General features: G+C 62.0%; 27 protein-coding genes. 8 read left to right on the forward strand and 19 right to left on the reverse strand.

Features of this window, described 5'->3' with window-relative positions; all coding sequences use genetic code 11:
• Positions 1 to 18: 18 nt before the first annotated feature.
• A complete protein-coding gene (locus HB676_RS01910) occupies positions 19 to 1,206 on the reverse strand; it encodes a YbfB/YjiJ family MFS transporter (protein WP_346347235.1) in 1,188 nt (395 codons plus the stop codon).
• 240 nt (positions 1,207 to 1,446) lie between these two features.
• Here HB676_RS01910 and leuB point away from each other — a divergent pair, with 240 nt between their 5' ends.
• A complete protein-coding gene (leuB, locus tag HB676_RS01915; protein ID WP_213735945.1) occupies positions 1,447 to 2,559 on the forward strand; it encodes a 3-isopropylmalate dehydrogenase in 1,113 nt (370 codons plus the stop codon).
• Positions 2,560 to 2,624: 65 nt separating this feature from the next.
• On the opposite strand, the gene HB676_RS01920 is transcribed toward leuB, so the two are convergent.
• Both HB676_RS01920 and HB676_RS01925 read right to left on the reverse strand, forming a co-directional pair.
• Positions 2,625 to 3,014, reverse strand: coding sequence for a hypothetical protein (locus tag HB676_RS01920; protein WP_213735946.1), 390 nt, complete (start codon positions 3,012 to 3,014; stop codon positions 2,625 to 2,627).
• 173 nt (positions 3,015 to 3,187) lie between these two features.
• A complete protein-coding gene (locus HB676_RS01925) occupies positions 3,188 to 4,012 on the reverse strand; it encodes a hypothetical protein (protein ID WP_213735947.1) in 825 nt (274 codons plus the stop codon).
• A gap of 141 nt (positions 4,013 to 4,153) precedes the next feature.
• Between HB676_RS01925 and HB676_RS01930 the strand changes: the two genes are divergently transcribed.
• Together HB676_RS01930 and HB676_RS01935 are read left to right on the forward strand one after the other, a co-directional pair.
• Entirely contained in the window at positions 4,154 to 5,188 is a 1,035-nt protein-coding gene (locus HB676_RS01930) for an aspartate-semialdehyde dehydrogenase (RefSeq protein ID WP_213735948.1), read from the forward strand.
• A 31-nt stretch (positions 5,189 to 5,219) separates the two neighbouring features.
• Positions 5,220 to 5,771: a TIGR00645 family protein gene (locus HB676_RS01935; RefSeq protein ID WP_213735949.1), complete on the forward strand. Its 552-nt coding sequence runs from the start codon at positions 5,220 to 5,222 to the stop codon at positions 5,769 to 5,771.
• 28 nt (positions 5,772 to 5,799) lie between these two features.
• Here HB676_RS01935 and HB676_RS01940 read toward each other — a convergent pair whose 3' ends face one another.
• Positions 5,800 to 6,450: a carbonic anhydrase gene (locus HB676_RS01940; RefSeq protein ID WP_213735950.1), complete on the reverse strand. Its 651-nt coding sequence runs from the start codon at positions 6,448 to 6,450 to the stop codon at positions 5,800 to 5,802.
• A 98-nt stretch (positions 6,451 to 6,548) separates the two neighbouring features.
• On the opposite strand from HB676_RS01940, the gene HB676_RS01945 reads away from it, so the two are divergent.
• The gene (locus tag HB676_RS01945; RefSeq protein ID WP_213735951.1) at positions 6,549 to 7,421 is read left to right on the forward strand and encodes a CoA ester lyase; all 873 of its coding nucleotides are present in this window, start codon (positions 6,549 to 6,551) and stop codon (positions 7,419 to 7,421) included.
• A 168-nt stretch (positions 7,422 to 7,589) separates the two neighbouring features.
• On the opposite strand, the gene HB676_RS01950 is transcribed toward HB676_RS01945, so the two are convergent.
• The gene (locus HB676_RS01950; protein WP_213735952.1) at positions 7,590 to 8,375 is read right to left on the reverse strand and encodes a capsular polysaccharide synthesis protein; all 786 of its coding nucleotides are present in this window, start codon (positions 8,373 to 8,375) and stop codon (positions 7,590 to 7,592) included.
• Positions 8,365 to 8,760, reverse strand: a complete 396-nt coding sequence (locus HB676_RS01955; protein ID WP_213735953.1) for a metallopeptidase family protein — start codon at positions 8,758 to 8,760, stop codon at positions 8,365 to 8,367. The genes HB676_RS01950 and HB676_RS01955 overlap by 11 nt, the downstream gene beginning before the upstream one ends.
• A 151-nt stretch (positions 8,761 to 8,911) precedes the next feature.
• Here HB676_RS01955 and HB676_RS01960 point away from each other — a divergent pair, with 151 nt between their 5' ends.
• Positions 8,912 to 9,205: a hypothetical protein gene (locus HB676_RS01960; RefSeq protein WP_213735954.1), complete on the forward strand. Its 294-nt coding sequence runs from the start codon at positions 8,912 to 8,914 to the stop codon at positions 9,203 to 9,205.
• Positions 9,206 to 9,217: 12 nt separating this feature from the next.
• Here HB676_RS01960 and HB676_RS01965 read toward each other — a convergent pair whose 3' ends face one another.
• Positions 9,218 to 9,442: a hypothetical protein gene (locus HB676_RS01965; RefSeq protein WP_213735955.1), complete on the reverse strand. Its 225-nt coding sequence runs from the start codon at positions 9,440 to 9,442 to the stop codon at positions 9,218 to 9,220.
• 240 nt (positions 9,443 to 9,682) lie between these two features.
• Here HB676_RS01965 and HB676_RS01970 point away from each other — a divergent pair, with 240 nt between their 5' ends.
• Complete coding sequence (locus tag HB676_RS01970; protein ID WP_213735956.1) at positions 9,683 to 9,880, forward strand: hypothetical protein; 198 nt, start codon at positions 9,683 to 9,685, stop codon at positions 9,878 to 9,880.
• A gap of 74 nt (positions 9,881 to 9,954) precedes the next feature.
• Here HB676_RS01970 and HB676_RS01975 read toward each other — a convergent pair whose 3' ends face one another.
• From HB676_RS01975 to ffh, 10 genes are all read right to left on the reverse strand, one after another.
• The gene (locus HB676_RS01975) at positions 9,955 to 10,158 is read right to left on the reverse strand and encodes a hypothetical protein (protein ID WP_213735957.1); all 204 of its coding nucleotides are present in this window, start codon (positions 10,156 to 10,158) and stop codon (positions 9,955 to 9,957) included.
• Between the two features lie 91 nt (positions 10,159 to 10,249).
• Positions 10,250 to 11,656 carry a 3-isopropylmalate dehydratase large subunit gene (gene leuC, locus HB676_RS01980; protein ID WP_213735958.1) on the reverse strand — a complete coding sequence of 469 codons (1,407 nt, stop codon included), beginning with the start codon at positions 11,654 to 11,656 and terminating at the stop codon, positions 10,250 to 10,252.
• Between the two features lie 69 nt (positions 11,657 to 11,725).
• Positions 11,726 to 11,848: a hypothetical protein gene (locus HB676_RS34010; protein WP_275944902.1), complete on the reverse strand. Its 123-nt coding sequence runs from the start codon at positions 11,846 to 11,848 to the stop codon at positions 11,726 to 11,728.
• A 151-nt stretch (positions 11,849 to 11,999) separates the two neighbouring features.
• Positions 12,000 to 12,383: a 50S ribosomal protein L19 gene (gene rplS / locus HB676_RS01985; RefSeq protein WP_213735959.1), complete on the reverse strand. Its 384-nt coding sequence runs from the start codon at positions 12,381 to 12,383 to the stop codon at positions 12,000 to 12,002.
• 207 nt (positions 12,384 to 12,590) lie between these two features.
• Positions 12,591 to 13,337, reverse strand: coding sequence for a tRNA (guanosine(37)-N1)-methyltransferase TrmD (gene trmD / locus HB676_RS01990; RefSeq protein ID WP_213735960.1), 747 nt, complete (start codon positions 13,335 to 13,337; stop codon positions 12,591 to 12,593).
• Between the two features lie 108 nt (positions 13,338 to 13,445).
• Positions 13,446 to 14,138 (reverse strand): hypothetical protein, encoded by a 693-nt coding sequence (locus HB676_RS01995; RefSeq protein ID WP_213735961.1) that lies wholly within the window; start codon positions 14,136 to 14,138, stop codon positions 13,446 to 13,448.
• A gap of 54 nt (positions 14,139 to 14,192) precedes the next feature.
• Complete coding sequence (locus tag HB676_RS02000; RefSeq protein ID WP_213735962.1) at positions 14,193 to 14,891, reverse strand: hypothetical protein; 699 nt, start codon at positions 14,889 to 14,891, stop codon at positions 14,193 to 14,195.
• 189 nt (positions 14,892 to 15,080) lie between these two features.
• On the reverse strand, positions 15,081 to 15,608 hold the full coding sequence (rimM, locus tag HB676_RS02005; RefSeq protein ID WP_213735963.1) for a ribosome maturation factor RimM: 528 nt from the start codon (positions 15,606 to 15,608) through the stop codon (positions 15,081 to 15,083).
• A gap of 19 nt (positions 15,609 to 15,627) precedes the next feature.
• Positions 15,628 to 15,963, reverse strand: coding sequence for a 30S ribosomal protein S16 (gene rpsP, locus HB676_RS02010; RefSeq protein ID WP_213735964.1), 336 nt, complete (start codon positions 15,961 to 15,963; stop codon positions 15,628 to 15,630).
• 153 nt (positions 15,964 to 16,116) lie between these two features.
• Complete coding sequence (gene ffh / locus HB676_RS02015) at positions 16,117 to 17,682, reverse strand: signal recognition particle protein (protein ID WP_213735965.1); 1,566 nt, start codon at positions 17,680 to 17,682, stop codon at positions 16,117 to 16,119.
• Between the two features lie 343 nt (positions 17,683 to 18,025).
• Between ffh and HB676_RS02020 the strand changes: the two genes are divergently transcribed.
• Positions 18,026 to 19,090 (forward strand): MBL fold metallo-hydrolase, encoded by a 1,065-nt coding sequence (locus HB676_RS02020; protein WP_213735966.1) that lies wholly within the window; start codon positions 18,026 to 18,028, stop codon positions 19,088 to 19,090.
• A gap of 85 nt (positions 19,091 to 19,175) precedes the next feature.
• On the opposite strand, the gene HB676_RS02025 is transcribed toward HB676_RS02020, so the two are convergent.
• Together HB676_RS02025 and HB676_RS02030 are read right to left on the reverse strand one after the other, a co-directional pair.
• Positions 19,176 to 19,880, reverse strand: coding sequence for an SIMPL domain-containing protein (locus HB676_RS02025; protein WP_213735967.1), 705 nt, complete (start codon positions 19,878 to 19,880; stop codon positions 19,176 to 19,178).
• 5 nt (positions 19,881 to 19,885) lie between these two features.
• Positions 19,886 to 20,590, reverse strand: coding sequence for a GyrI-like domain-containing protein (locus tag HB676_RS02030; RefSeq protein ID WP_213735968.1), 705 nt, complete (start codon positions 20,588 to 20,590; stop codon positions 19,886 to 19,888).
• Positions 20,591 to 20,836: 246 nt separating this feature from the next.
• Between HB676_RS02030 and dapF the strand changes: the two genes are divergently transcribed.
• The gene (gene dapF / locus HB676_RS02035) at positions 20,837 to 21,709 is read left to right on the forward strand and encodes a diaminopimelate epimerase (RefSeq protein ID WP_213735969.1); all 873 of its coding nucleotides are present in this window, start codon (positions 20,837 to 20,839) and stop codon (positions 21,707 to 21,709) included.
• Positions 21,710 to 21,711 lie beyond the last annotated feature (2 nt).

Here is a 21,711-nt window from a genome sequence, read left to right on the forward strand (position 1 = left end):
AACGCGCCTTTGCCCACCCTACGTCCTCCCCAGTTTCTTCTGAAACGCCGCACCTACTGCTCCCACCGCCAACATCGCCGCGGAAACGTTCAACGCATAGGACAGGCTGCCGAACGCGTCGGTGACAGCGCCGACCGCGATCGGGCCCAGCGTCTGGCCGATGCCGAACGCGATGGTCATGGACCCAATGCCGTTCGGCCATGCCGCCGGGGGACAGTTGAAGCGGATGAAGGCGGTCACCGATCCCACCACCGCGAAGAACGCTACGCCGAACACCAGCGCCGAAATCGCCAGCAACAGCGGGGAATGCCCGAACAGCGGCAGTGCCGCGCCCAGCGCGTTGGCGCCAAGGATGATTGCGGTGGAGACCCCACCGCTGTCGCGCGCCAGCACGCGGCGCCACAGCCATGGGGTCACGAATGCGCTCAATCCGATCAGGCACCAGAAGGCGCTCTGCGCCACCGCGCCGCCGCCGGCGTCGCGCACATAGGCGATCATGAACGTCATGTAGGCGATGTAGCCGGCGCCGAACAAAAAATAGCTGGCGATATAAATCACGACCGGCTTGAGCGCGAACCTGGCTGATCCCTCGGTGACGACGCCAGCCGCGGCATCGATCGGCGCGAGCAGCAGCGGCACGGTCATCGCAACCGCAAGCAACGTCATCGCCCACCACACGATCCACCACGATCCCGGCCCGAAAGCCTGCAGCACGAACGGTGCGACCAGTCCCGACGCGACGATGCCGAGCCCGGGTCCGGCGTAAAACAGACTGAGCAGGAAATTCGCCCGGGCCGGTTGCGACTGCGCGATGGTTGCCGCCAGCGCGGCACCGGCCACGAATCCGGCGGCGGCGCCGAGCCCGGCGAGCAGTCGCGCAAAGCTCAATATGAAGAAATTTCCCGACAGCGCGCAGAGCGCCAGCGAGAGCACGCTGGCGAGGGTTCCCCAGCGCACGGTCGCCGCCAGCCCGAAGCGCGCGATCAGTTTCGAGGTTATCAGCGCGCCGGCGAGATAACCGGCGGCATTGATCGTATTCATGAAGCCCGCGGCGGAATAGGACCAGCCAAGCGTGTCGCGCATGTCCGGTAGCACCAGCGAATAGGCGAAACGGCCGATACCAAGACCCACTGTCGGCGCCAGCGACAGGATCAGGATCAGCCGCGCGGGATGCGCAGGTGGCACGTGACGATCGGGGGTTTTCACGGGATTCTCCGGCAGGAGTTCGTGACTGTGGCAGGGTTGCGGGCGCTTGCACAGGACGGCAGCGGCAATGGTGTCTTGCCATTTGCGCAACGCCGCTCTAGCAATCCCGCGCGCAGCGAAATGGGCCGTCATGCCCGGCTTTATGCCGGGCATCCACGTCCTTGCTTCTTCGGTGCAATCAAAATCAAGACGTGGATGGCCGGGACAAGCCCGGCCATGACGAGTTGGAGGATCCTTCCCATGGCGACCCAAAAACTGCTGCTTCTCCCCGGCGACGGCATCGGCCCCGAAGTGATGGCGGAGGTGAAGCGCCTGATCGACTGGCTCAACGCGCAGGGCATCGCGCATTTCGAGACCGATCAGGGACTGGTCGGCGGCGCCGCCTATGATGCCAGCAAGCTCAGCATCACCGATGCGACCATGGCGAGCGCGCAAGCCGCCGATGCCGTGATCTTCGGCGCGGTCGGCGGCCCGAAGTGGGACAGCGTTCCCTATGAAGCGCGCCCCGAAGCCGGGCTGTTACGGCTGCGCAAGGATCTCGGCCTGTTCGCCAATCTGCGGCCCGCGGTGTGCTATCCCGCGCTGGCGGAAGCCTCGAGCCTGAAGCGCGACGTGGTCGAAGGCCTCGACATCATGATCGTGCGCGAGCTCACCGGCGGGGTGTATTTCGGCGAGCCCAAAACCATCACCGATCTCGGTAACGGCCAGAAGCGCGCCATCGATACCCAGGTCTACGATACCTATGAGATCGAGCGCATCGCGCGGGTCGCATTCGATCTGGCGCGCAAGCGCCGCAACAAACTGACCTCGATGGAAAAGCGCAACGTCATGAAGTCCGGCGTGCTCTGGAACGAGGTCGTCACCCAGGTCCATGCGCGCGAATACAAGGACGTGCAGCTCGAGCACCAATTGGCCGATTCCGGCGGCATGAACCTGGTGAAATGGCCCAAGCAATTCGATGTCATCGTGACCGACAATCTGTTCGGCGACATGCTCTCGGATATCGCCGCGATGCTGACAGGCTCGCTCGGCATGCTGCCGTCGGCCTCGCTCGGCGAGGTCGATGTCAAAACCAAGAAGCGTAAATCGCTGTTTGAGCCGGTGCATGGCTCGGCGCCCGATATCGCCGGCAAGGGCCTGGCCAATCCGATTGCGATGATCTCGTCATTCGGAATGGCGCTGCGCTATTCGTTCGATATGGGCACGCTCGCCGACAAGGTCGACGCGGCGATCGCCGCGGTGCTCGCCAACGGCCTGCGTACCGCCGATATCAAATCCGAAGGCACGACAGCCGTCTCGACCTCACAGATGGGCGAGGCGATCCTGAAGGAATTGCAGACGCTGCACGGGTAAGGCCCCAAGCGATTGGTCGTCCCTGCGTTCGCAGGGACGACATAGAGTGGCTTTGGGCTACCCGATCAATACGGGATCGGGATCCGCGTCGGGTATCCGCCCAAATCAGAGGGCGAGCTAAGCGGCTGGCGGTCGATCGGGCGATTGTTGTTCTCGCGCGCGAATGACGGATATCCGACATCCGGGGGATATGCGTAGTCGGTGAACTTGCGGTCGCCGGGCAGCACCTCGACGCCGGCGTCGAGCCAGGAACGCTTGGTGATGAAGACCCGGGTGTGCGGGCCCTGCTGATAGGACACGTTGGGTCCGGTCGGGCCATAGTAAGGACGGCCGTTCTTGTCGAGCTTCCGGGTTTGTTGTGCGCTGGCCTGTGTCGCGTCGAAGCCGATCACGACAACGGCGGCAGCCGCCAGCACAACCAGAAGCCTTTTTACGGCGGGGGATTTTAAAGTCATCACGTCCTCATAGGGCTGGCAGATCGCCAAATCCGATTAGGGGTCATTTTAGCTGCCGGGGGTCCGTCGTCACAAGGTCAATCGGGCCACACTGCATCACAATAAATGCGTGGGTGACGAAAAAGTCGCATAAAAGCCAGCGCCTTAGTCCTGCCATTTAGTGCGGGCGCCGATCAGAGCGGGCCGCGCAACAGGGGATTCCCGGTGCCGGTCACCCAATCCGCAGAGGGGGCCGAGGGGCTCGCCGCGCTGCAGTTGCCGCGCTTCAACTCCGCCCGGGCGAACAATTCGGCTAATTTCGGTTCATTTCCAGCCGTGAGCAGGATCAGACGGTTCAGCATGCAGCCGATCGCGGCGCGCCGGGCCGGTATTCCGTCGCCCTGGCAGGTCCAGCCGGATATCTGCAGCAGGGGATCGCCGAGGCGTTTGATAAAGCCGAGGCAAGATTTGGCTCCGTCCGCATTTCCGTCGAGACGAAGCAACGCCACCGGGCCGAACTTGCTGTCGATGACCCCAGCCGCCTCCGACCCTTGCATGCCCTGGTAGTCGCCTTCCATCCGGGCCGCGATTTCGGCGCCGGGGGCGTCGGAGGGGCTGAATTCACCGCCGGGCCGGTAGATTTCGAGTTCCGCAACCGGCTTTTCGTATTGAGCCGTTTCTTGAGTCGTCCAACGCAGAACATCCCTGCGCCCTCCTTCAGGGTGTCGAAATATCTCGTAAGCCTCTGTTTTATATTGATTATCGAGTGGATTGACCGCGAAGGCGGGGTGCGAACGCGAAGCCAGGCTCCAGCCCGGCTTCGGCGCCGGCTCCGTGGTGGCAGCCGCCGGCAATTCGTCCCAAAGATGGAGCCCGACGATGGCAAGCAACGCCAGAGCCCCCACATAGGCAACCAGACGCGCCAGCATGCCGGCGCATTCGTCGGCAAAGCTGGTCAGCGCGGGGTGAATGCTGGTCCGATAACCGGGATTGGCAGGGGTGGCCCAAAACGATCGCATCAAACGCCCAAATCGCTACCGGGCACCGGCGAGCGGCACCCCAGTCTAACGTTGTCTTAAGGGCGTTTCTCGCATAGAAGCGCTGCCTCTTCCCTTTCCGCTGGACACGGGGGCGAGGGATTTTTCTTCGGAGAGTGAACGATGGGTTACAAAGTCGCGCTGGTCGGAGCGACCGGCAATGTCGGGCGGGAAATGCTCAACATTCTGGACGAGCGCAAATTCCCGGCTGACGAAGTCGTGGCGCTGGCGTCGCGCCGCAGCATGGGCGTCGAAGTTTCGTACGGCGATCGTACCCTGAAAGTCAAAGCGCTCGAGAATTACGATTTCAGCGACGTCGATATCTGCCTGATGTCGGCGGGTGGCGCGGTATCGAAGGAATGGTCGCCGAAAATCGGCGCCGCCGGCGCGGTCGTGATCGACAATTCGTCGACCTGGCGGATGGATCCGGACGTGCCGTTGATCGTACCCGAGGTCAATGCGGACGCGGTCGGCGGTTTCACCAAGAAGAACATCATCGCCAACCCGAACTGCTCGACCGCGCAGCTCGTGGTCGCGCTGAAGCCGCTGCACGACAAGGCCGTGATCAAGCGCGTCGTGGTCTCGACCTATCAATCGGTCTCGGGCGCCGGCAAGGACGCCATGGACGAGCTGTTTTCGCAGACCAAGGCGGTCTACACCAACAGCGAATTGATCAACAAGAAATTCCCCAAGCGTATCGCCTTCAACGTGATCCCCGAGATCGACGTGTTCATGGAGGACGGCTACACCAAGGAAGAATGGAAGATGATGATGGAGACCAAGAAGATTCTTGATCCCAAAATCAAGCTGAGCGCGACCTGCGTGCGCGTGCCGGTGTTCGTCGGCCATTCCGAAGCGGTCAATATCGAATTCGAGAATCCGATTTCGGCCGATGAGGCGCGTGACATCCTGCGCAATGCGCCGGGGTGCCTCGTGATCGACAAGCGCGAACCCGGCGGCTACGTCACGCCGTATGAAGCGGCGGGCGAGGACGCGACCTATATCAGCCGCATCCGCGAGGACGCGACGGTAGAGAACGGTCTCGTGCTGTGGTGCGTGTCGGACAATCTGCGCAAGGGGGCTGCGTTGAACGCGATCCAGATCGCCGAATGCCTGATCAACCGCAAGCTGATCAGCGCCAAGAAAAAAGCGGCTTAAAAACGGTGTAACGGACGGGGCCGGAATCGCGATGACCGAACAACCGGCGCCCTATAAACCGAACCCGACGCTGAAACGCATCGAGCACGGGTTTGAAAACATCCTGTTCAACAGCCGCTGGCTGATGGCGCCGTTCTATTTCGGTCTCGTCATCTGCCTCGCGGTGATGTTGTTCAAATTCTTCAAGAAGCTGTGGGAGTTTATCCTCATCGCGCCCTCCGCCAATGAGGCGGATATCATCCTCGGCGCGCTCAGCCTGATCGACGTGTCGCTGGTCGGCAATCTGATCCTGATCGTGGTGTTCTCGGGCTACGAGAATTTCGTCTCGCGGATCGATCCCGGCGATCATCCGGACTGGCCGGAATGGATGACCAAGGTCGATTTCGCCGGGCTCAAGCAGAAGATGCTGGCCTCGATCGTGGCGATTTCGGCCATTCAGGTGCTCAAGGCGTTTATGAATATCGACGTCGCCTTCGATGCCACCAAGATGGGCTGGCTGGTCGGCGTGCATCTGGTGTTCGTGGTCTCGGCGCTGATCCTGGCGCTGTCGGATCGCTGGGGCAGCGATCATGGTGCCGAATAGGCAGTAGCGAGTAGCGCGCGGAAATTCGCTACCCGCTTACTTGCTCCCGCGCGCTGACAAATTCCTTCGCGACGTGATCGAGCACGAACAGCGAGCCCTCGGCGACGCCGAAATAAGCGCCGTGCAACTGCAACTCGCCGCGTTCGACCGCGGTCCGCACGAACGGAAACGTCATCAGGTTTTCGAGGCTGCGGAATATCGCGGCTTTCTCGATGCGGATGGTGAAGTCGGCCATCGTCTCGTGGTCGCGCTGCTCGACCTTTTCGCCCGGCTTGATGAACATCGACATCCAGCGGCCGATGAAGTCGCCTGGTGACAGCGGCTCCATTTTATCAATGAAGGCGCGGATGCCGCCGCATTGCGCATGCCCGAGCACCACGATGTGCTTCACATGCAGCGCCCGAACCGCATATTCCACCGCCGCCGACACGCCATGCGCGCCGCCGTCCGGCTGATAGACCGGCACCAGATTGGCGACGTTGCGTACCACGAATAACTCGCCCGGACCGGCATCGAAGATGACTTCCGGCGATACCCGGGAATCGCAGCAGCCGATCACCATCACTTCGGGGGACTGACCGCGCTCGGACAATTCGCGATAGCGCGTCTGCTCGGTCGGCAGCCGCTGCGAGGTGAAAGTCCGGTAGCCCTCAAGCAGTCGTGGCGGAAACAGGTCCATGACAGTGGCTAAACCATATGGCGATGACAGGAACAAGTCTTTCGGAGCCGCGGGTGAAATGTTATCGCGTGAAGCGAGTAAATTGAAGGGAACCAGCCATGATCCGTCCGCGCCGCAGCCTGTTGTTCATGCCCGGATCGAACGCCCGGGCGCTGGAAAAAGCCCGTAACCTGCCGGCCGACGGTATCATTCTGGATCTGGAGGATTCCGTGGCGCCGGAAGCCAAGGTCGGCGCGCGCGACCAAATTGCGCAGGCGATCGCCGCCAAGGGATTTGGCAAGCGGGAGGTCCTGATCCGCGTCAACCCGCTGGATACGCCGTGGTCAACAGACGATATCGGCATGGCCGGCAAGGCGCGGCCCGACGGCATCGTGGTTCCCAAAGTTTCCAGCGTGGAAGACCTCAAAACCATCGGCGATCGGCTGGCCGATGCGGATCCCGCGATCCGGGTCTGGGCGATGATCGAGACCTCGCGCGCGGTTCTGCATGCCGAGGAACTGGCCGCGGCTTCGCGCGACCCCAGGACGCGGCTCGCCGGATTCATGTTCGGGCCCAATGACATTTCGCGGGAAACGCGGATCCGCATGATGCCAGGCCGCGCGGCGATGATCCCGATGATCACTCACTGCATTCTTGCGACCCGAATGTATGGTCTCGAAATCCTCGACGGGCCCTACAGCGATTTCAGCGATTTCGACGGTTTTGGAGAGGAATGCACGCAGGCGCGCGATCTCGGCTTCGACGGCAAGACATTGATTCATCCCGGCCAGATTGACGCCTGCAACGCGATCTTTACACCGCCGGCGGAAGAGATCGCGCAGGCCCGCAAGATCATCGCCGCGTTCGAATTGCCGGAAAATGCCGCGCGCGGTGCGATCCGGCTCGACGGCCAGATGGTGGAGCGGCTGCACGCCGACATGGCGCGGCGCACGATCGCGATCGCCGACTCGATCGCGGCGATGGGGCATTAGTGAAACGCTGACGCTGCCATTCCCTTCTCCCCTTGTGGGAGAAGGTGCCCTCGCAAAGCGAGGGCGGATGAGGGGTCTCTATCCGCGGAGACATACCCCTCACCCGTCTCGCATCTGACGATGCGAGCCACCCTCTCCCACAGGGGGAGAGGGGAAGAGCACCATGTTTTAGACGCCAAACCTCTCCGCCGCCCACGCATACAGGCTTCCCGGGATCGGCGGCTGACTGCCGCGGCCTTTGGGCGAGACGTGGAAACCCATTATCTCGGGATCATTGAGCAGCGCTGAAAAATCCGACGGCTCGAAAAATAATTTCGGTTCGGCATGAACCGCGTAAAATGATTTCTTCGGCAGCGCGTGCTGTAGTTCGCCGGCGCGGCGGGCAAGCGCGGTCAGCGCCGCCGGACCAAAGATCGCGACACGAATATCCGCGAGCCGCGGCGAGCCACGCAGCTTGCGAAGCGCGAAGGTCAGCCGGTGCCGCAGGGCCAGCCAATCCGGCGTCAATTCGTCCTGCTGCAGCAGTGCGGTGAATGCCGTGACGATGGGATCATCCGACGGCAGATACAGCACGGAATTGCCGAGCTGGCGCGGCCGCTCCCATGCGAAATAGGGCTTTGCGGGATCCAGCTCGATCGGTTTGAGCAGCAGTACATCGGCATCGAGCCATAGCCCGGCCTTGCGCGCCATCAGCCGCATCCGAAAAAAATCGCTGAATTGCAACGTGGTCCAGTCGCGCCACACGCCATCGGGGCCGGTCGGCCGCAGTCGTTCCGCAAAGGCATGCGGCAGGATCGCTTCGGCTTCAGCATTGCCGACGCCGTCGGGCAATTGTCCGAGCGGATCGAAAGAGTAGACGGTGACTTTATGGCCCGCCGCGACCTGCGATCTCAGGCATAGAAGCCGCAGCGCATCGAGCGGCCCATGCCAGAAGGTGACGACATCAGGCCGCATCTTCGATCGCTTCCATGTCGTCGTCGGAGAGGCCGAAATGATGGCCGATCTCGTGGATCAGCACATGGCGCACGAGATGCCCCAGCGTCTCGTCATGCTCGGCCCAGTAGTCCAGGATCGGGCGGCGATACAGCCAGATCATGTTGGGCAGCCCAGCGATATCGTCATGGCTGCGGAACGGCAGGCCGACCCCCTGGAACAGGCCGAGCAGGTCGAATTCGGTTTCGGCCTGCATTTCGTCGAGCACTTCCTCGGTCGGAAAATCATCGACACGGATGATCACGCCTTCGCACAGGTCGCGAAAATCCTTGGGCAGGCGCTCGAAAATCTCGTGCGCCATGGCTTCGATCTCGGTCAGCGATGGCGCTTTCGCGGAGGTCCACATCGCCTTTGTTTAGCGCGGGTTTCGCAGATGCTCCAGCCACAGTTGACGTTGCCGCTGCAATCGGAGACCGTACCGCCGTCAACAGGCTTGGGTGGGCGTCAAGATGCGTATCAGGACAGCGGCAATAGCGGTTTTGGCAGGTTTTGTTTCGTTGCTTGTTGTTTCAGCGCTTGCGGCGGCCGCGCAAGCGCAGACCGCACTTGGCACGCGGATTGCGCAGGCATCGCAGCCGGCTGCGGACGATCCGACCGCGCCTGCGGTCAGACGGCCGGCCAAACGCGTTCGCATTTATCCGCGGTATCAGGCGGACCCCGACGGCGTTTATCCCCGGTATTTCCCCGGCCGGAATGCGGTACGGGAGTGCAACGCCACCTACGTGCAGGAATACCGGCCAAGCGGCACGGTGATCGTGCCCCGCATGAACTGCACCTGGCGCCGCGGTTAAAACCTGCTGTTCTCAGTGCTTTCGCAGCGCGCCGACCAGTCCGCTGCCGACAACCAGCGCCGAGGTTCCATAGACGAGAATCGCCATGGCCAGTTGAAGGAAGCTGCTCGCGGTGCCGGGACCACCGCCCGGGCCTTGCGACGCCTCTGTGGTGTGGACCGTAAGCAAGACCGTCGTCATCGACGTTAAAAAAAACGCGGTGCGCGGTACCCGGCGCCATTTTCCAGATGGGGGCATGGAAGTCTCCTGTAACGGAAGCTCGCAGAAGATACGGATTACAGTGTGGGCCGGTTTTGGCATCCTGTGAATGTTTTGGTGCGGCGTGGAACCGTATCACGCGCGGCGCATTGCTCTCCCCGGCGCAGGCATTCATTTCACGTTCACGTCGCTCACTTCAGCTTAGGTCTGCGTCGCGGCGTGCGTTCGATTCGGTCGCACGGCGATGACGTGACATCCAACGACCTATGGGAGACGTAAATGAATGTGACGAGGGTTCTGGGGCTTGCCGCGGTTGGCGCATTGCTCGCTATTGCTGCTCCATCCGAGCGCGCTCAGGCGCTGTCGCTGGCCAATCCCGGCGCCGCCGCAGCGGTCCAGGAAAGCTCGAAGCAGGGATCGGTCACGGAGGTGCGCTGGCATCACCATTGGCATCATCGCCATTGGCATCGCCGTTAATAAACGCGCGGGTTGATCTCAAGACGCGACAGGCCCGCTTTGCGGGCCTGTTTTTTATCGGGAAGCGTTTGCGCTCAATCCCAGTTCTTGAACTTCCAGGATTTGAGCTTCCAGGGTGTCAATGTTTCCAATCGCCACTGCACTACGCGGTCCGGCGGCCAGTGACTGAGACGCGACGTCTCCTTGACCTCGGCCTCGGCTACGCGTGGCTTATAACGGCGGCGCGTCTGGCGCGTCGCCTCGCTGATCATATCGACGAATTCAGATTTGTCGGCCATCGCGGGTTCCTCGCGAGGTCAACTCTGCTCCCAACTGTTTAACGACTTCCTTCGCCAATGCGTCGAGGTTGAGGGAAGGGACTGCCCGCCCCTACCGCCAATCCCGGATATCGACAAAGTGCCCGGCAATCGCCGCGGCCGCCGCCATGGCCGGCGACACCAGATGGGTGCGGCCCTTAAAGCCCTGACGGCCCTCGAAATTGCGGTTCGAGGTCGAGGCGCAGCGCTCTTCCGGCTTGAGCTTGTCGGGGTTCATCGCCAGGCACATCGAGCAACCCGGCTCGCGCCACTCGAAACCGGCCTTGATGAAAATCTTGTCGAGGCCTTCGGCTTCCGCCTGCTCCTTCACAATGCCGGAGCCCGGCACGATCATCGCATTGACGTTGCCGTTGACGGTTTTGCCTTCGGCAATCTTCGCCGCGGCGCGCATATCCTCGATCCGGCCATTGGTGCAGGAACCGATGAACACGCGGTCGAGCTTGATGTCGGTGATTTTGGTGCCCGCCTTCAGGCCCATATAGTTCAGCGCGCGATGCTTCGAGAGCCGTATCGCCTCGTCGGCGATCTGGTCGGGATCCGGCACAAAGCCGGAGATCGACACCACGTCTTCGGGCGACGTGCCCCAGGTGACGATCGGCGGCAGTTTGGCGGCATCGAGCCTGATCTCGTGATCGAAATGCGCGCCCTCGTCGGAACGCAGCGTTTCCCAGTAACGCACCGCGGCGTCCCAGTTCGCGCCCTTCGGCGATTTCGGGCGGCCTTTCAAGAATGCAAAGGCCTTTTCGTCCGGCGCGATCAGGCCGGCGCGGGCGCCGCCCTCGATCGACATGTTGCAGACCGTCATGCGGCCTTCCATCGACAACGCACGGATCGCCTCACCGGCATATTCCAGCACGTAGCCGGTACCGCCGGCGGTGCCGATCTCGCCGATGATCGCCAGGATGATATCCTTGGCGGTGACGCCGTCGGGTAATTTTCCATCGACGAGGACACGCATGTTCTTGGCTTTTTTCTGGACCAGGGTTTGCGTCGCCAGCACGTGCTCGACCTCGGAAGTGCCGATGCCGTGCGCCAGCGCGCCGAATGCGCCGTGGGTGGAGGTGTGGCTGTCGCCGCAGACGATGGTGGTGCCGGGCAGCGTAAAACCCTGCTCGGGGCCGATCACATGCACGATGCCCTGACGCACGTCGAATTCGTTGAAATATTCGATGCCGAAGTCTTTCGCGTTCTCCGCCATCACGCGGATCTGCTCGGTGCTATCCGGATCGGGATTGGGCTTGGTGCGATCGGTGGTCGGGATGTTGTGATCGACCACGGCCAGTGTCTTCTCCGGCGCGCGGATCTTGCGTCCGGCGGCGCGCAGGCCTTCGAAAGCCTGTGGCGATGTCACCTCATGGACCAGATGGCGATCGATATAGAGCAGGGATGTGCCATCATCGGCTTCGTGAACCAGATGGTCGTTCCAGATTTTGTCGTACAGCGTGGTGGGTTTGGACATGAGCGTAAGCTCCAAAATAGTGTTCGTGATTAGGTGAGCGCGGATACGCGCACATTCAAAGACGCGGCATCAAAGGGCGCGCGTAAGCTCTGACGTTGCCGAGGTCGCGAACCGTCCGAAGAAGCGGCCGGGCAGCCGGCTGCGATCGTCGAGGACGACGCGGGACGCGATGGTTTGGCGATCTGGAAACATTCCAACCTCATAACACATGAGGTATCTAAGTGCGATATGCGTTTGCCGCTAGCGTCATTGCGCCGTCCCGGGCATGCAGTGACGCTGTGCCGCAACAAAAAAGCGCGGGGCCAGCCCGCGCTTTTTGCGTCAAATCCTGTGAGGCTAAGAATTACTCGCCGACGGCAGCCGCCCGGTCCGTCTTCTTCTCGACGATGCGAGCCGATTTGCCGCGCAGATTGCGCAGGTAATACAGCTTGGCACGACGCACCTTGCCGCGACGCACCACCGTGATCGAGTCGATCATCGGCGACATGACAGGGAATACGCGTTCCACGCCCTCGCCGTAGGAAATCTTGCGAACCGTGAAGCTCTCGTTGAGCCCGCCGCCGGAACGGCCGATGCAGACGCCTTCATAGGCCTGCACGCGCGAGCGGTCGCCTTCGACCACCTTGACGTTGACGATCACGGTGTCACCCGGTCCGAAATCCGGAATCGTCTTGGTGGCGGCCAGTTTGTCGAATTGCTCTTTTTCGAGCTGTTGAATGAGGTTCATCGCGAAATCTCCATCGGCGGCGCGCCCGGCGCGGGCTGCGCGAGTGTTCGGTTATCAGCGCGTATTCCGTAAAAGTGGGTCCGGTTTTGCGAAAAGAATACGCGCAATTAAATAGTTAGAGCATTTTCTGACGGCAAACCGGAGACCACTTTGCCTGAAAATGCTCGCGCGGATTTGGCGCTCGTATACGGCAAAGGCTGGGGCTTGTCACCCGTCTGTCGTGCTTTTTGGGCGTTTTTGGTTGACCTTGATGGCCCATAAATCCGGCCGTTTGGCCCTGGTCAGGGCCTCGGCCTCGGCCTGGCGCCAGGCTGCGACCTTGGCGTGGTCCCCCGAGAGCAGGATTTCCGGGATCGGCTGGCCCTCGAACTCCTGCGGGCGGGTATATTGCGGGTATTCCAGTAGCCCATCGGAAAAGCTCTCGTCGGCCCCGGAAGCAAGCTTTCCCATCACCCCCGGCAGCAGCCGCACACAGGCGTCAATCAGCGCCAAGGCGGCGATTTCGCCCCCGGACAGCACATAATCCCCGATCGAGACTTCCTCGAGCGCGCGTCCCGCGATGACCCGCTGGTCGACGCCCTCGAACCTGCCGCAAACGATCAGCGGACCGAGCCCGGCGGCGAGTTCCATGACCCGGGACTGGGTCAATGGCCGACCCCGCGGGCTCATCAGCAGGCGTGGGCGGTCTTTTACGCAATCGGGGACAGCATCCGCCGCATCGATGGCCGCGGCCAGCACATCGGCCCGCAGCACCATACCGGGGCCACCGCCGGCCGGCGTATCGTCGACGCTGCGATGGCGGTCGGTGGCGGAATCCCGGATGTCCCGCGCCTCCAGCGCCCACAGTCCCGACGCCAGCGCCTTGCCGGCCAAGCTGACGCCGAGCGGTCCCGGAAACATCTCCGGAAACAGCGTCAGCACGGTCGCGCGCCATATCGTCTCGTTGGAAGTCATGGCTTTCCAATGGCGCGTCTTGTTGGGGCCGTCAAACGCCATTGTCGCGCAAATTTAACGGGCTGGAACCTTTATGCGCCTGAGAATCTTTGCGCGAGAGCGCGTCGCTCACTGCCCCCGGCCATACTCAATCAGCACGAACGTATTGTTGATCAGCAGATGCTTGTTGGTGCGAGAGACAAACGTCCGCTTGACCCAATGATCGATCGCGGGTGCGTACCAGGTCAGTGATGTGACCTCGTTCTTGACGGTAGGGTTGTTGAGATTACTTCCGGTAAAGGCGGTTTCGATCTTGAACGTATCGAACGTACCGGCCTTGGTGGTTACGGTTTCCTGTGCGACAACCTTCGAAGTCCCGGATCTTTTCCAGACGTTTCCATTGGTACCGTTGATATTGTTGGTTTGCACGGGCCACGTCTTTCCGACCGCGAGCGGCGATCGAATACCCGAACCGTCGTTAGGCGAAAATCTCCATGGCGGGCTCTCGACCAAATTCCACGACCGGTCATACACGTTGAGGCCATCGTTGGGTTTTCCTACGATCGTGACCCTTACGCTGATATTCGTCGGGGTCACTTCCGTGACAACATTCTCGCGGGTAGCGCTTATTTTTCCGGTGATTTCGTCATGGGTCTCGAAAGTCCAATGGTCACCGGGTTTTGGCTCCTCCATCGCGACAACCGGTTTGGGCGATTCAATCGTGACCGCCGAGGATGAAGGCGGTGACGCAGGGGGCGCCGATTGCGCGCACGCGCTGCCGGCGATAACGCTGATTACTCCCAGAACGGCATAGCGAAGCATTGCGTTTCCTCTTGGCCGGCTCGTGATTCTTACGACGGTGCGTGTGCCAACCGCCTAGCGGCGGCCATACTCGACCAGCTCTATCGTGCTCTTATCCCGAACGCGGCCGTCTGACCGGGATGTAAACGTGCGTTTCACCCAATGATCGATTGCCGGGGCGTACCAAACGAGTTGCGTAGCCTGGAATTTCTTGGTCGGGTCGTTGACGTTTCGTGTTTCAAAGGAGGTTTCGATTTTGAAAGTGTCGAATGTGCCTGCGCGGGTCGTGACGCTTTCCTGAGCGACTACTTTCGCTGTCCCCGAGCGTTTCCAGCTAACGCCGGCCGTGCTGTTGAGATCGGTGGATTTGAAGGACCAGGTGTTGCCTACCGCGAGCGGGACCCGCACGCCGGTGCCGTCATTGGGCGTATATCGCCAGGTGCCGTTGTTCGTCAGATTCCAGGAGCGATCGAAAGTCTGATAGCCGAAGTTGGAATTGCCGAGCTGTCCAACACGGGTGCTGATCTCCGAAGCTGAAACGTCCGTTACCGTATTGGTGATAGTCGATTTGATATCGCCGGTAATGTCGTCGCGAAGCTCGTAGGTCCAGTGGTCGCCGGTCTGCGCGTCTTCCATCGGTTCGGGGCCGTTAGGCGTTTCGACAGCAGGGGAGGACGCGGCGGCAGGAGGGGATCCAGGCGCTGCCGTCTGGGCGGATAGCGGGCTCGCCGCGGCGAGCAAGCCGACGGTGGCCAGAAAAACATGGCGCAACATGGAATGTCCCTGAGGCTGTTGTGACGTTGAGGCGGGAAACTGCGAGAAAGATTGCCCGACGACCTCGAATGAGGCAACTTAAGCGTGCCCGAGACAAAAATTGAACGCAAGTATTTTTTGAATTTACCGGTGCAACAGCGTTGGTTTTTTATAACAGTCAGATGTCAGAACGGTTGGCCGTGACCAGCGCTAAATCGATATCCCGGTTTCATCGTCGCCGTCGATTTCATCCGGCAATACGATCACCACGCGCCCGGCGGCGAGATCGACGGTGGGCACCACCGCGTTGGTGAACGGCAGCAACATGGTTGCGCCGTGGGGCGGCGCGATTTCGATGATGTCGCCGGCGCCGAAATTGTGGATCGCGGTGACGCGGCCGATTGGCTCATCGGCGACATTGACCGCGGCGAGCCCGATCAGGTCGGCGTGGTAATATTCATCCTCGTCGGTGGCGGGCAGTTTCTCGCGCGCGATATAGAGCTCGATGCCGTTGAGGCGCTCGGCTTCCTCGCGGGTCGCGATGCCTTTCAGCGTCGCGACCAGATGCCCCTTCGCTTCACGGGCGGTCGCCACTTCGAATTTGCGCACGCCGTCCTTGGTCGTGAGCGCTCCATAGCGCTTCACGGCCAGCGGATCTTCGGTGAAGGTCCACAGCTTCACCGCACCGCGCACGCCATGCGCGGCGCCGATACGGGCGACGCAAATCGGTGCTGACACCGCCGCGTGCCGTTACGCGTTACGCCGACTTGCCGGCGGCTTCGGCGTTGGCCTTGCGCTCCTTGCGCGGCACGGCCTTTTCCGGATTGTTGCGCGCGGCACGCTTGGCAACGCCGGCGGCGTCGAGGAAGCGCGAGACGCGGTCCGACGGCTGCGCGCCCTTGGCGAGCCAGGCCTTGACCTTGTCCATGTCGAGCTTCAGCCGGGCTTCGTTGTCCTTCGGTAGCAGCGGATTGAAATGGCCCAGACGCTCGATGAAGCGGCCATCGCGCGGAAAGCGCGAGTCGGCGACGACGACGTGGTAGACCGGACGCTTCTTGGTGCCAGCGCGAGCGAGGCGGATAACAACTGACATTTAGTTCTCCTGTGAAGTGCTTTAACGGGTGTGTTGCTTGATTTGATCACGTCATTCCGGGATGGTCCGAAGGACCAGACCCGGAATCTCGAGATTCCGGGTTCACGCTTCGCGCGCCCCGGAATGACGCGTTAGAGAGAGTGACGAAACTTCTCATTTCTTCTTTCCCAATCCGGGAAAGCCGCCAAGACCTGGCTTACCAAGACCCGGCAGTGTCGGCTTGCCGCTCAACCCGGTCAGTCCGGGCAGGTTCGGCAGGCCGGTACGGAGTCCGGCGGGAAGATCTTTTGGCAGCGCGGGCATGCCACCGGGGGCAGCGCCGCCCGGCATTTTCTCGGTCAGCGCCTTCATCTGCTCGGGCGAAGGCATGCCGCCGCCAAAGCCCATCGCCTGCGCGATGCCGGCCATCGGGCCGCGTTTGCCGGAGCCCATGGCCTTCATCATGTCGGCCATGTTCCGGTGCATCTTCAGGAGTTTGTTGACTTCCTCGACCTTGAGGCCGGCGCCGGCGGCGATACGTTTTTTGCGGCTGGCCTTGAGGATGTCGGGGTTCTTGCGCTCCTGCCGCGTCATTGAATCAATGACAGCGACCTGGCGCTTGAGAATCTTGTCGTCGAGGCCGGCATTGGCGATCTGGTTCTTCATCTTCGCAATGCCGGGCATCATGCCCATCAGCCCCGAAATGCCGCCCATGTTGGACATCTGCAGCAATTGCTCGCGCATGTCCGACAGGTCGAACTGGCCCTTGCGCATCTTCTCGGCGACGCGCGCGGCTTTCTCCGCGTCGATATTGGCGGCGGCGCGTTCCACCAGCGACACCACGTCGCCCATGCCGAGAATGCGGCCGGCGATCCGGCTCGGATGGAAATCTTCCAGTGCGTCGGTTTTTTCACCGGTGCCGATCAACTTGATCGGCTTGCCGGTGACCGCGCGCATCGACAGCGCCGCGCCGCCGCGGCCATCGCCGTCCACACGCGTCAGCACGATGCCGGTGAGGCCGACGCGCTCGTCGAACGAGCGCGCCAGATTGACGGCGTCCTGGCCGGTCAGCGAATCCGCGACCAGCAGCACTTCATGCGGATTGGCCGTCGCTTTGATCTCGGCGGCTTCGCTCATCATCTCTTCGTCGAGCGTGGTGCGGCCGGCGGTGTCGAGCAGCACCACGTCGTAGCCGCCGAGCTTGCCGGCTTCGATCGCGCGCCTGGCGATCTCTGCGGGCTTCTGGCCGGCGACGATCGGCAGGGTTTGGATATCGAGATCGCGGCCGAGCACCGCGAGCTGTTCCATCGCGGCCGGGCGATAGATGTCGAGCGAGGCCATCAGCACCTTGCGCTTGTCGCGCTGGGTCAGGCGTCGCGCCAGTTTGGCGGTCGTGGTGGTTTTGCCGGAGCCTTGCAGGCCGACCATCATGATCGCGACCGGCGGCACCGCATTGAGGTCGATGGTCTGGCCATCGGCGCCGAGCGTGGCGACCAGTTCGTCATGGACGATCTTCACGACCATCTGGCCGGGGGTCACGGATTTGACCACCGTGGCGCCGATCGCCTGTTCGCGGACTTTTTCAGTAAAGCTTCGGACCACGTCGAGCGAGACGTCGGCCTCGAGCATCGCGCGGCGCACCTCGCGCATCGCGGCATCGACGTCAGCCTCGGTCAGCGCGCCGCGCCGCGTCAGCCGATCGAGAATGCCTCCAAGCTTTTCCGACAGATTGTCGAACACGTAATCTCTTCCTGTTTCCTCACCCTGAGGAGCAGGCGTAGCCTGCGTCTCGAAGGGTGGCGGTTTTGCCGTAACCCATCCTTCGAGACGCCGCTTCGCGGCTCCTCAGGATGAGGTGTAACCAAACAATTTTGCGCCCGAGGGCGCATCGCGCTGTCGGGCGTTGACCTCCGGCCTCAGGGACCGGGCGGCGGGTCGAAAAGAACGTCTTTCCGAGAATTGTGGCGGTTAAACCCCCGTAGCCCCCAAAAGTCAAGAAACGTCACCGAAAAGCGGTATTTTCGGTAAGCTTTGCCGGCCGGCTACCCCCTTGCCGAAATGCAGGTTTTGAGGCCAATCGGGCATGAAAATCACCCGTCGCCGTGTTCTCGGGTTCCTCGCCGGTGCCGCCACCGTCATAGGCCTCCCGTCCTTCTGGATGTATCGCATGAAAACCTATGCCGGGCCGCCGTCCGATCACTTCGACGGAACGCACTTCTTCGATCCCGACGGTTCGCCGCCAAAATCGCTTGGCGAGGTGCTGCGCTGGCAGTTCGGCCGCGACCGGCAACGTCTGGCATGGCCCGAATGGGTGCCGAGCCCCTATGCCGATACGCCGCCGCCGCGCGTCGACGGCGACAAGGTGCGGTTGTCGTTCGTCGGCCACGCGAGTTGGCTGATCCAGACTTCGGGGCTGAATATCCTGGTCGACCCCGTCTGGTCGGAGCGCGTCTCGCCTTTCGCGTTCGCCGGACCGAAGCGCCACAACGATCCCGGCATTGCGTTCGACAAGCTGCCGTCGATCGACATCGTGCTGGTGTCGCACGGCCATTACGACCATCTCGACGTTGTGACCCTGTCGAAGCTGGCGGCAAAGTTTTCGCCGCGCGTCGTCACCCCGCTCGGCAACGATGTCACGATGCGCGCATCCGACAGCGCGATCAAAGCCGAGGCGTTCGACTGGCATGACCGCGTCGAACTCGGCAACAACATCGCGGTGACGCTGGTGCCGACGCGGCACTGGTCGGCGCGCGGTGTGTTCGATCGCAACAAGGCGCTGTGGGCGAGTTTTGTGCTGGAGACGCCGGCGGGCAAAATCTACATCGTCTGCGATTCCGGCTATGGCGAGGGCAAACACTTCCGGCGCGTTGCCGACGCGCATGGGCCGTTGCGGCTGGCGATCCTCCCCATCGGCGCCTATGAGCCGCGCTGGTTCATGAAGGATCAGCACATGAATCCGTCGGATGCCGTGCTGGCGTTGGCCGATTGTGGGGCGCAGCAGGCGCTGGCGCACCATAACGGCACCTTTCAACTGACCGACGAGCCGATCGACGCGCCGGTGATCGCGCTGGGTGTCGCGCTCGACGAAGCGAAGATTCCGCGCGAGCGGTTCGTCGCGCCGAAGCCGGGGCAGTTTTTCGAGATTTAGGGCGTCATTGCGAGCGTAGCGAAGCAATCCATACTTTGCCGTGTCGCTGTGGATTGCTTCGTCGCTATGCTCCTCGCAATGACGATCATTGCTCCGGCTTGATCGCCCAGGACACACTTACCGTGACCCCGATCGTCTCTTCGCCCTGCGCTACCGGCGCCGAGGCGGCCATCGGCGCTGCCAGTTTGCGAAATTGCATCGGGGCGGGCGAGCCTTCTTCCGAAATGCTGATCGGCGCGCCAAGCGTGACGCCGGCGGCCTTGGCATAAATCTCGGCCTTGCGGCGCGCATCGGCGATGGCCTTTTCGCGGGCCTCATCGAGCAGTTTCGAGGCCTGCGACACCATGAAATTGATGCCGCCGATATCATTGGCGCCGGCGCCGACCAGCGTGTCGATCACGCCAGCCACTTTCGTGACGTCGCGCAGCCGGATGGTCACCCGGTTGCTGGCGCGATAGCCGACGATCACAGCGGGACCGCTGGTGCGGTTCGGCGCGCTTTGCGGCTGCAGCGACAGCCGCGAGGTCTGGAAATCCTTCTCGTCGATCCCGGCGCCCTTCAGCGCCAGCAGCACCTTGCCCATCGCCGCGTTGTTGGTGTCCGAGGCTTCGCGCGCGGTCTTCGCCTCCGTCGTAACGCCGCCGTCGATCTGCGCCAGATCCGGGGGCACCGACAGGGTGGCTTCGCCGGTGACGGAGATCATCGCCGGAAGCGCGGTCTGCGCCAACGCAGGTGCTGTGAGCAGCAGGCCTGCGATGATTGAAGTCGCGAAGAAACCGCGATGTTTCATCTGTCTCACTTCAGCGGCACATAGACGTTGATTACCAGCTTGTCCTCCGCCGTCTTCAGCGGGTCGGTGATGTATTCCTCGATAAAAGTATCCTTGGCTTCGAGCTTCTTGTCGTCGAGGTGATTGGTGATCGCCTCATAGGTGTTGTCCATATTGTCGTAGGAGCCGCGATGGACAAACTTCAATGCCTTGCCCTCGGGCGATTTGCCCATGCTCATCACCTTGGTCAGGTTCTTCGGCTCCTGATCGACCGGAATTTCCGCCAGATAGGTGAAGCCGGTATCGTCGGTAGACGTATAGACGATCATGAAATTGCCGGCGGGCTTGATGCCCTGTTTGTCGAGCAATGACGACAGCGTCTTGAGGGACTCGACGAGGGTATCGAATGCGGAATCCCAGTTGGCGTTGCCCTTGGCGATGACGACCGTTTTCGGAGCCAGCGTGATTTGCTCGCCGAACGGATCGGCGGTTTGGACCGGCGCAGGGCTTGGGGGCGGTGTTGCCGGTGCTTCGGCGGCCGGAGCGGGTGCAGGGGTAGGCACGGGGCTCGGCGTCGCACTCGGTACTGGAGCCGGTGTCGCCGGGGTGCTCGCGGCGGGAGGCGATGCAGCCGGCGGCGATTGCGCTATTGCCGCACTCAGCCCCAGTGAAATCGCGGCTGCCGAGACCAGCGCGACCATGGCAAGGCGGCAAAAGCGGGGGAAGTTCATTCGGTATTCTCCTTGGCCGTGATCAGCGGTCGCGCCCCGCCCGGATATCCCGGTTGACGTCGGCGAAGCAATGCCACGTTAACACGCAGGGGCGGTTTTCGTCCCATGACAGATATTTCATAGCCGCCCTCATCCGATGAGTGGCCCGACACAGTTTGGCCGCACTGGCCAATCCGCCGTCATTCGCCATATAAGACGGGCACAGATCGGGAAATTCCAAGCCTGTAAACTTGAAGCCAGGAAATTATGAGCGCGCTCGCCAACCATAGCTTTGCCAAGATGAACGGCATCGGCAACGAGATCGTCGTGGTCGATCTGCGCGATCAGCCCGCCGCCGTCACGGCAGAAGAAGCGCGTGCGGTGGCTTCTCCGGCGGGCGTGCCTTACGACCAGTTGATGGTACTGCAGCCGCCGCGTTTGGCCGGCACGGAAGCCTTCATCCGCATTTATAATAATGATGGCTCCGAAGCGGGCGCTTGCGGCAACGGCATGCGCTGCGTGGTGCGCCGGCTGTTCGAGAAGACCGGCCAGACCGCCGTGACGTTCGAGACCAAGGCCGGTCTTTTGAATTGCTGGCAGGGCCCATCAGCCGATCTCTATACCGTCGACATGGGGCCGCCGAAGTTCGGCTGGCAGGATATTCCACTCGCGGAAGAGTTTCGCGACACGCGCTCGATCGAATTGCAGATCGGTCCAATCGATGCGCCGATCCTGCATACACCGTCCGTGGTCAGCATGGGCAATCCGCATGCGATCTTCTGGGTCGACGACGTCAACGCCTACGATCTCGGACGTTTCGGGCCGTTACTCGAAAATCATCCGATCTTCCCGGAGCGTGCCAACATCACGCTGGCGCATATCGTCGATCGCGATCATATCACGATCCGCACATGGGAGCGCGGCGCGGGTCTGACCAGGGCTTGCGGCTCGGCGGCCTGCGCGACGGCGGTCGCCGCGGCCCGGCTGCGGCGCGCCAATCGCGTCGTGCAAATCACGCTGCCCGGCGGCGACCTCTCGATCGAATGGCGCGAGCGCGACGACCATGTGCTGATGACCGGCACGGCCGATTTCGAATATGAGGGGCGTTTCGATCCCGCGTTGTTTGCGTCCGTCGCTTAAAT

Origin of the sequence: Bradyrhizobium sp. dw_411 (assembly GCF_018449695.1) — a bacterium.
Classification (GTDB): domain Bacteria; phylum Pseudomonadota; class Alphaproteobacteria; order Rhizobiales; family Xanthobacteraceae; genus Bradyrhizobium.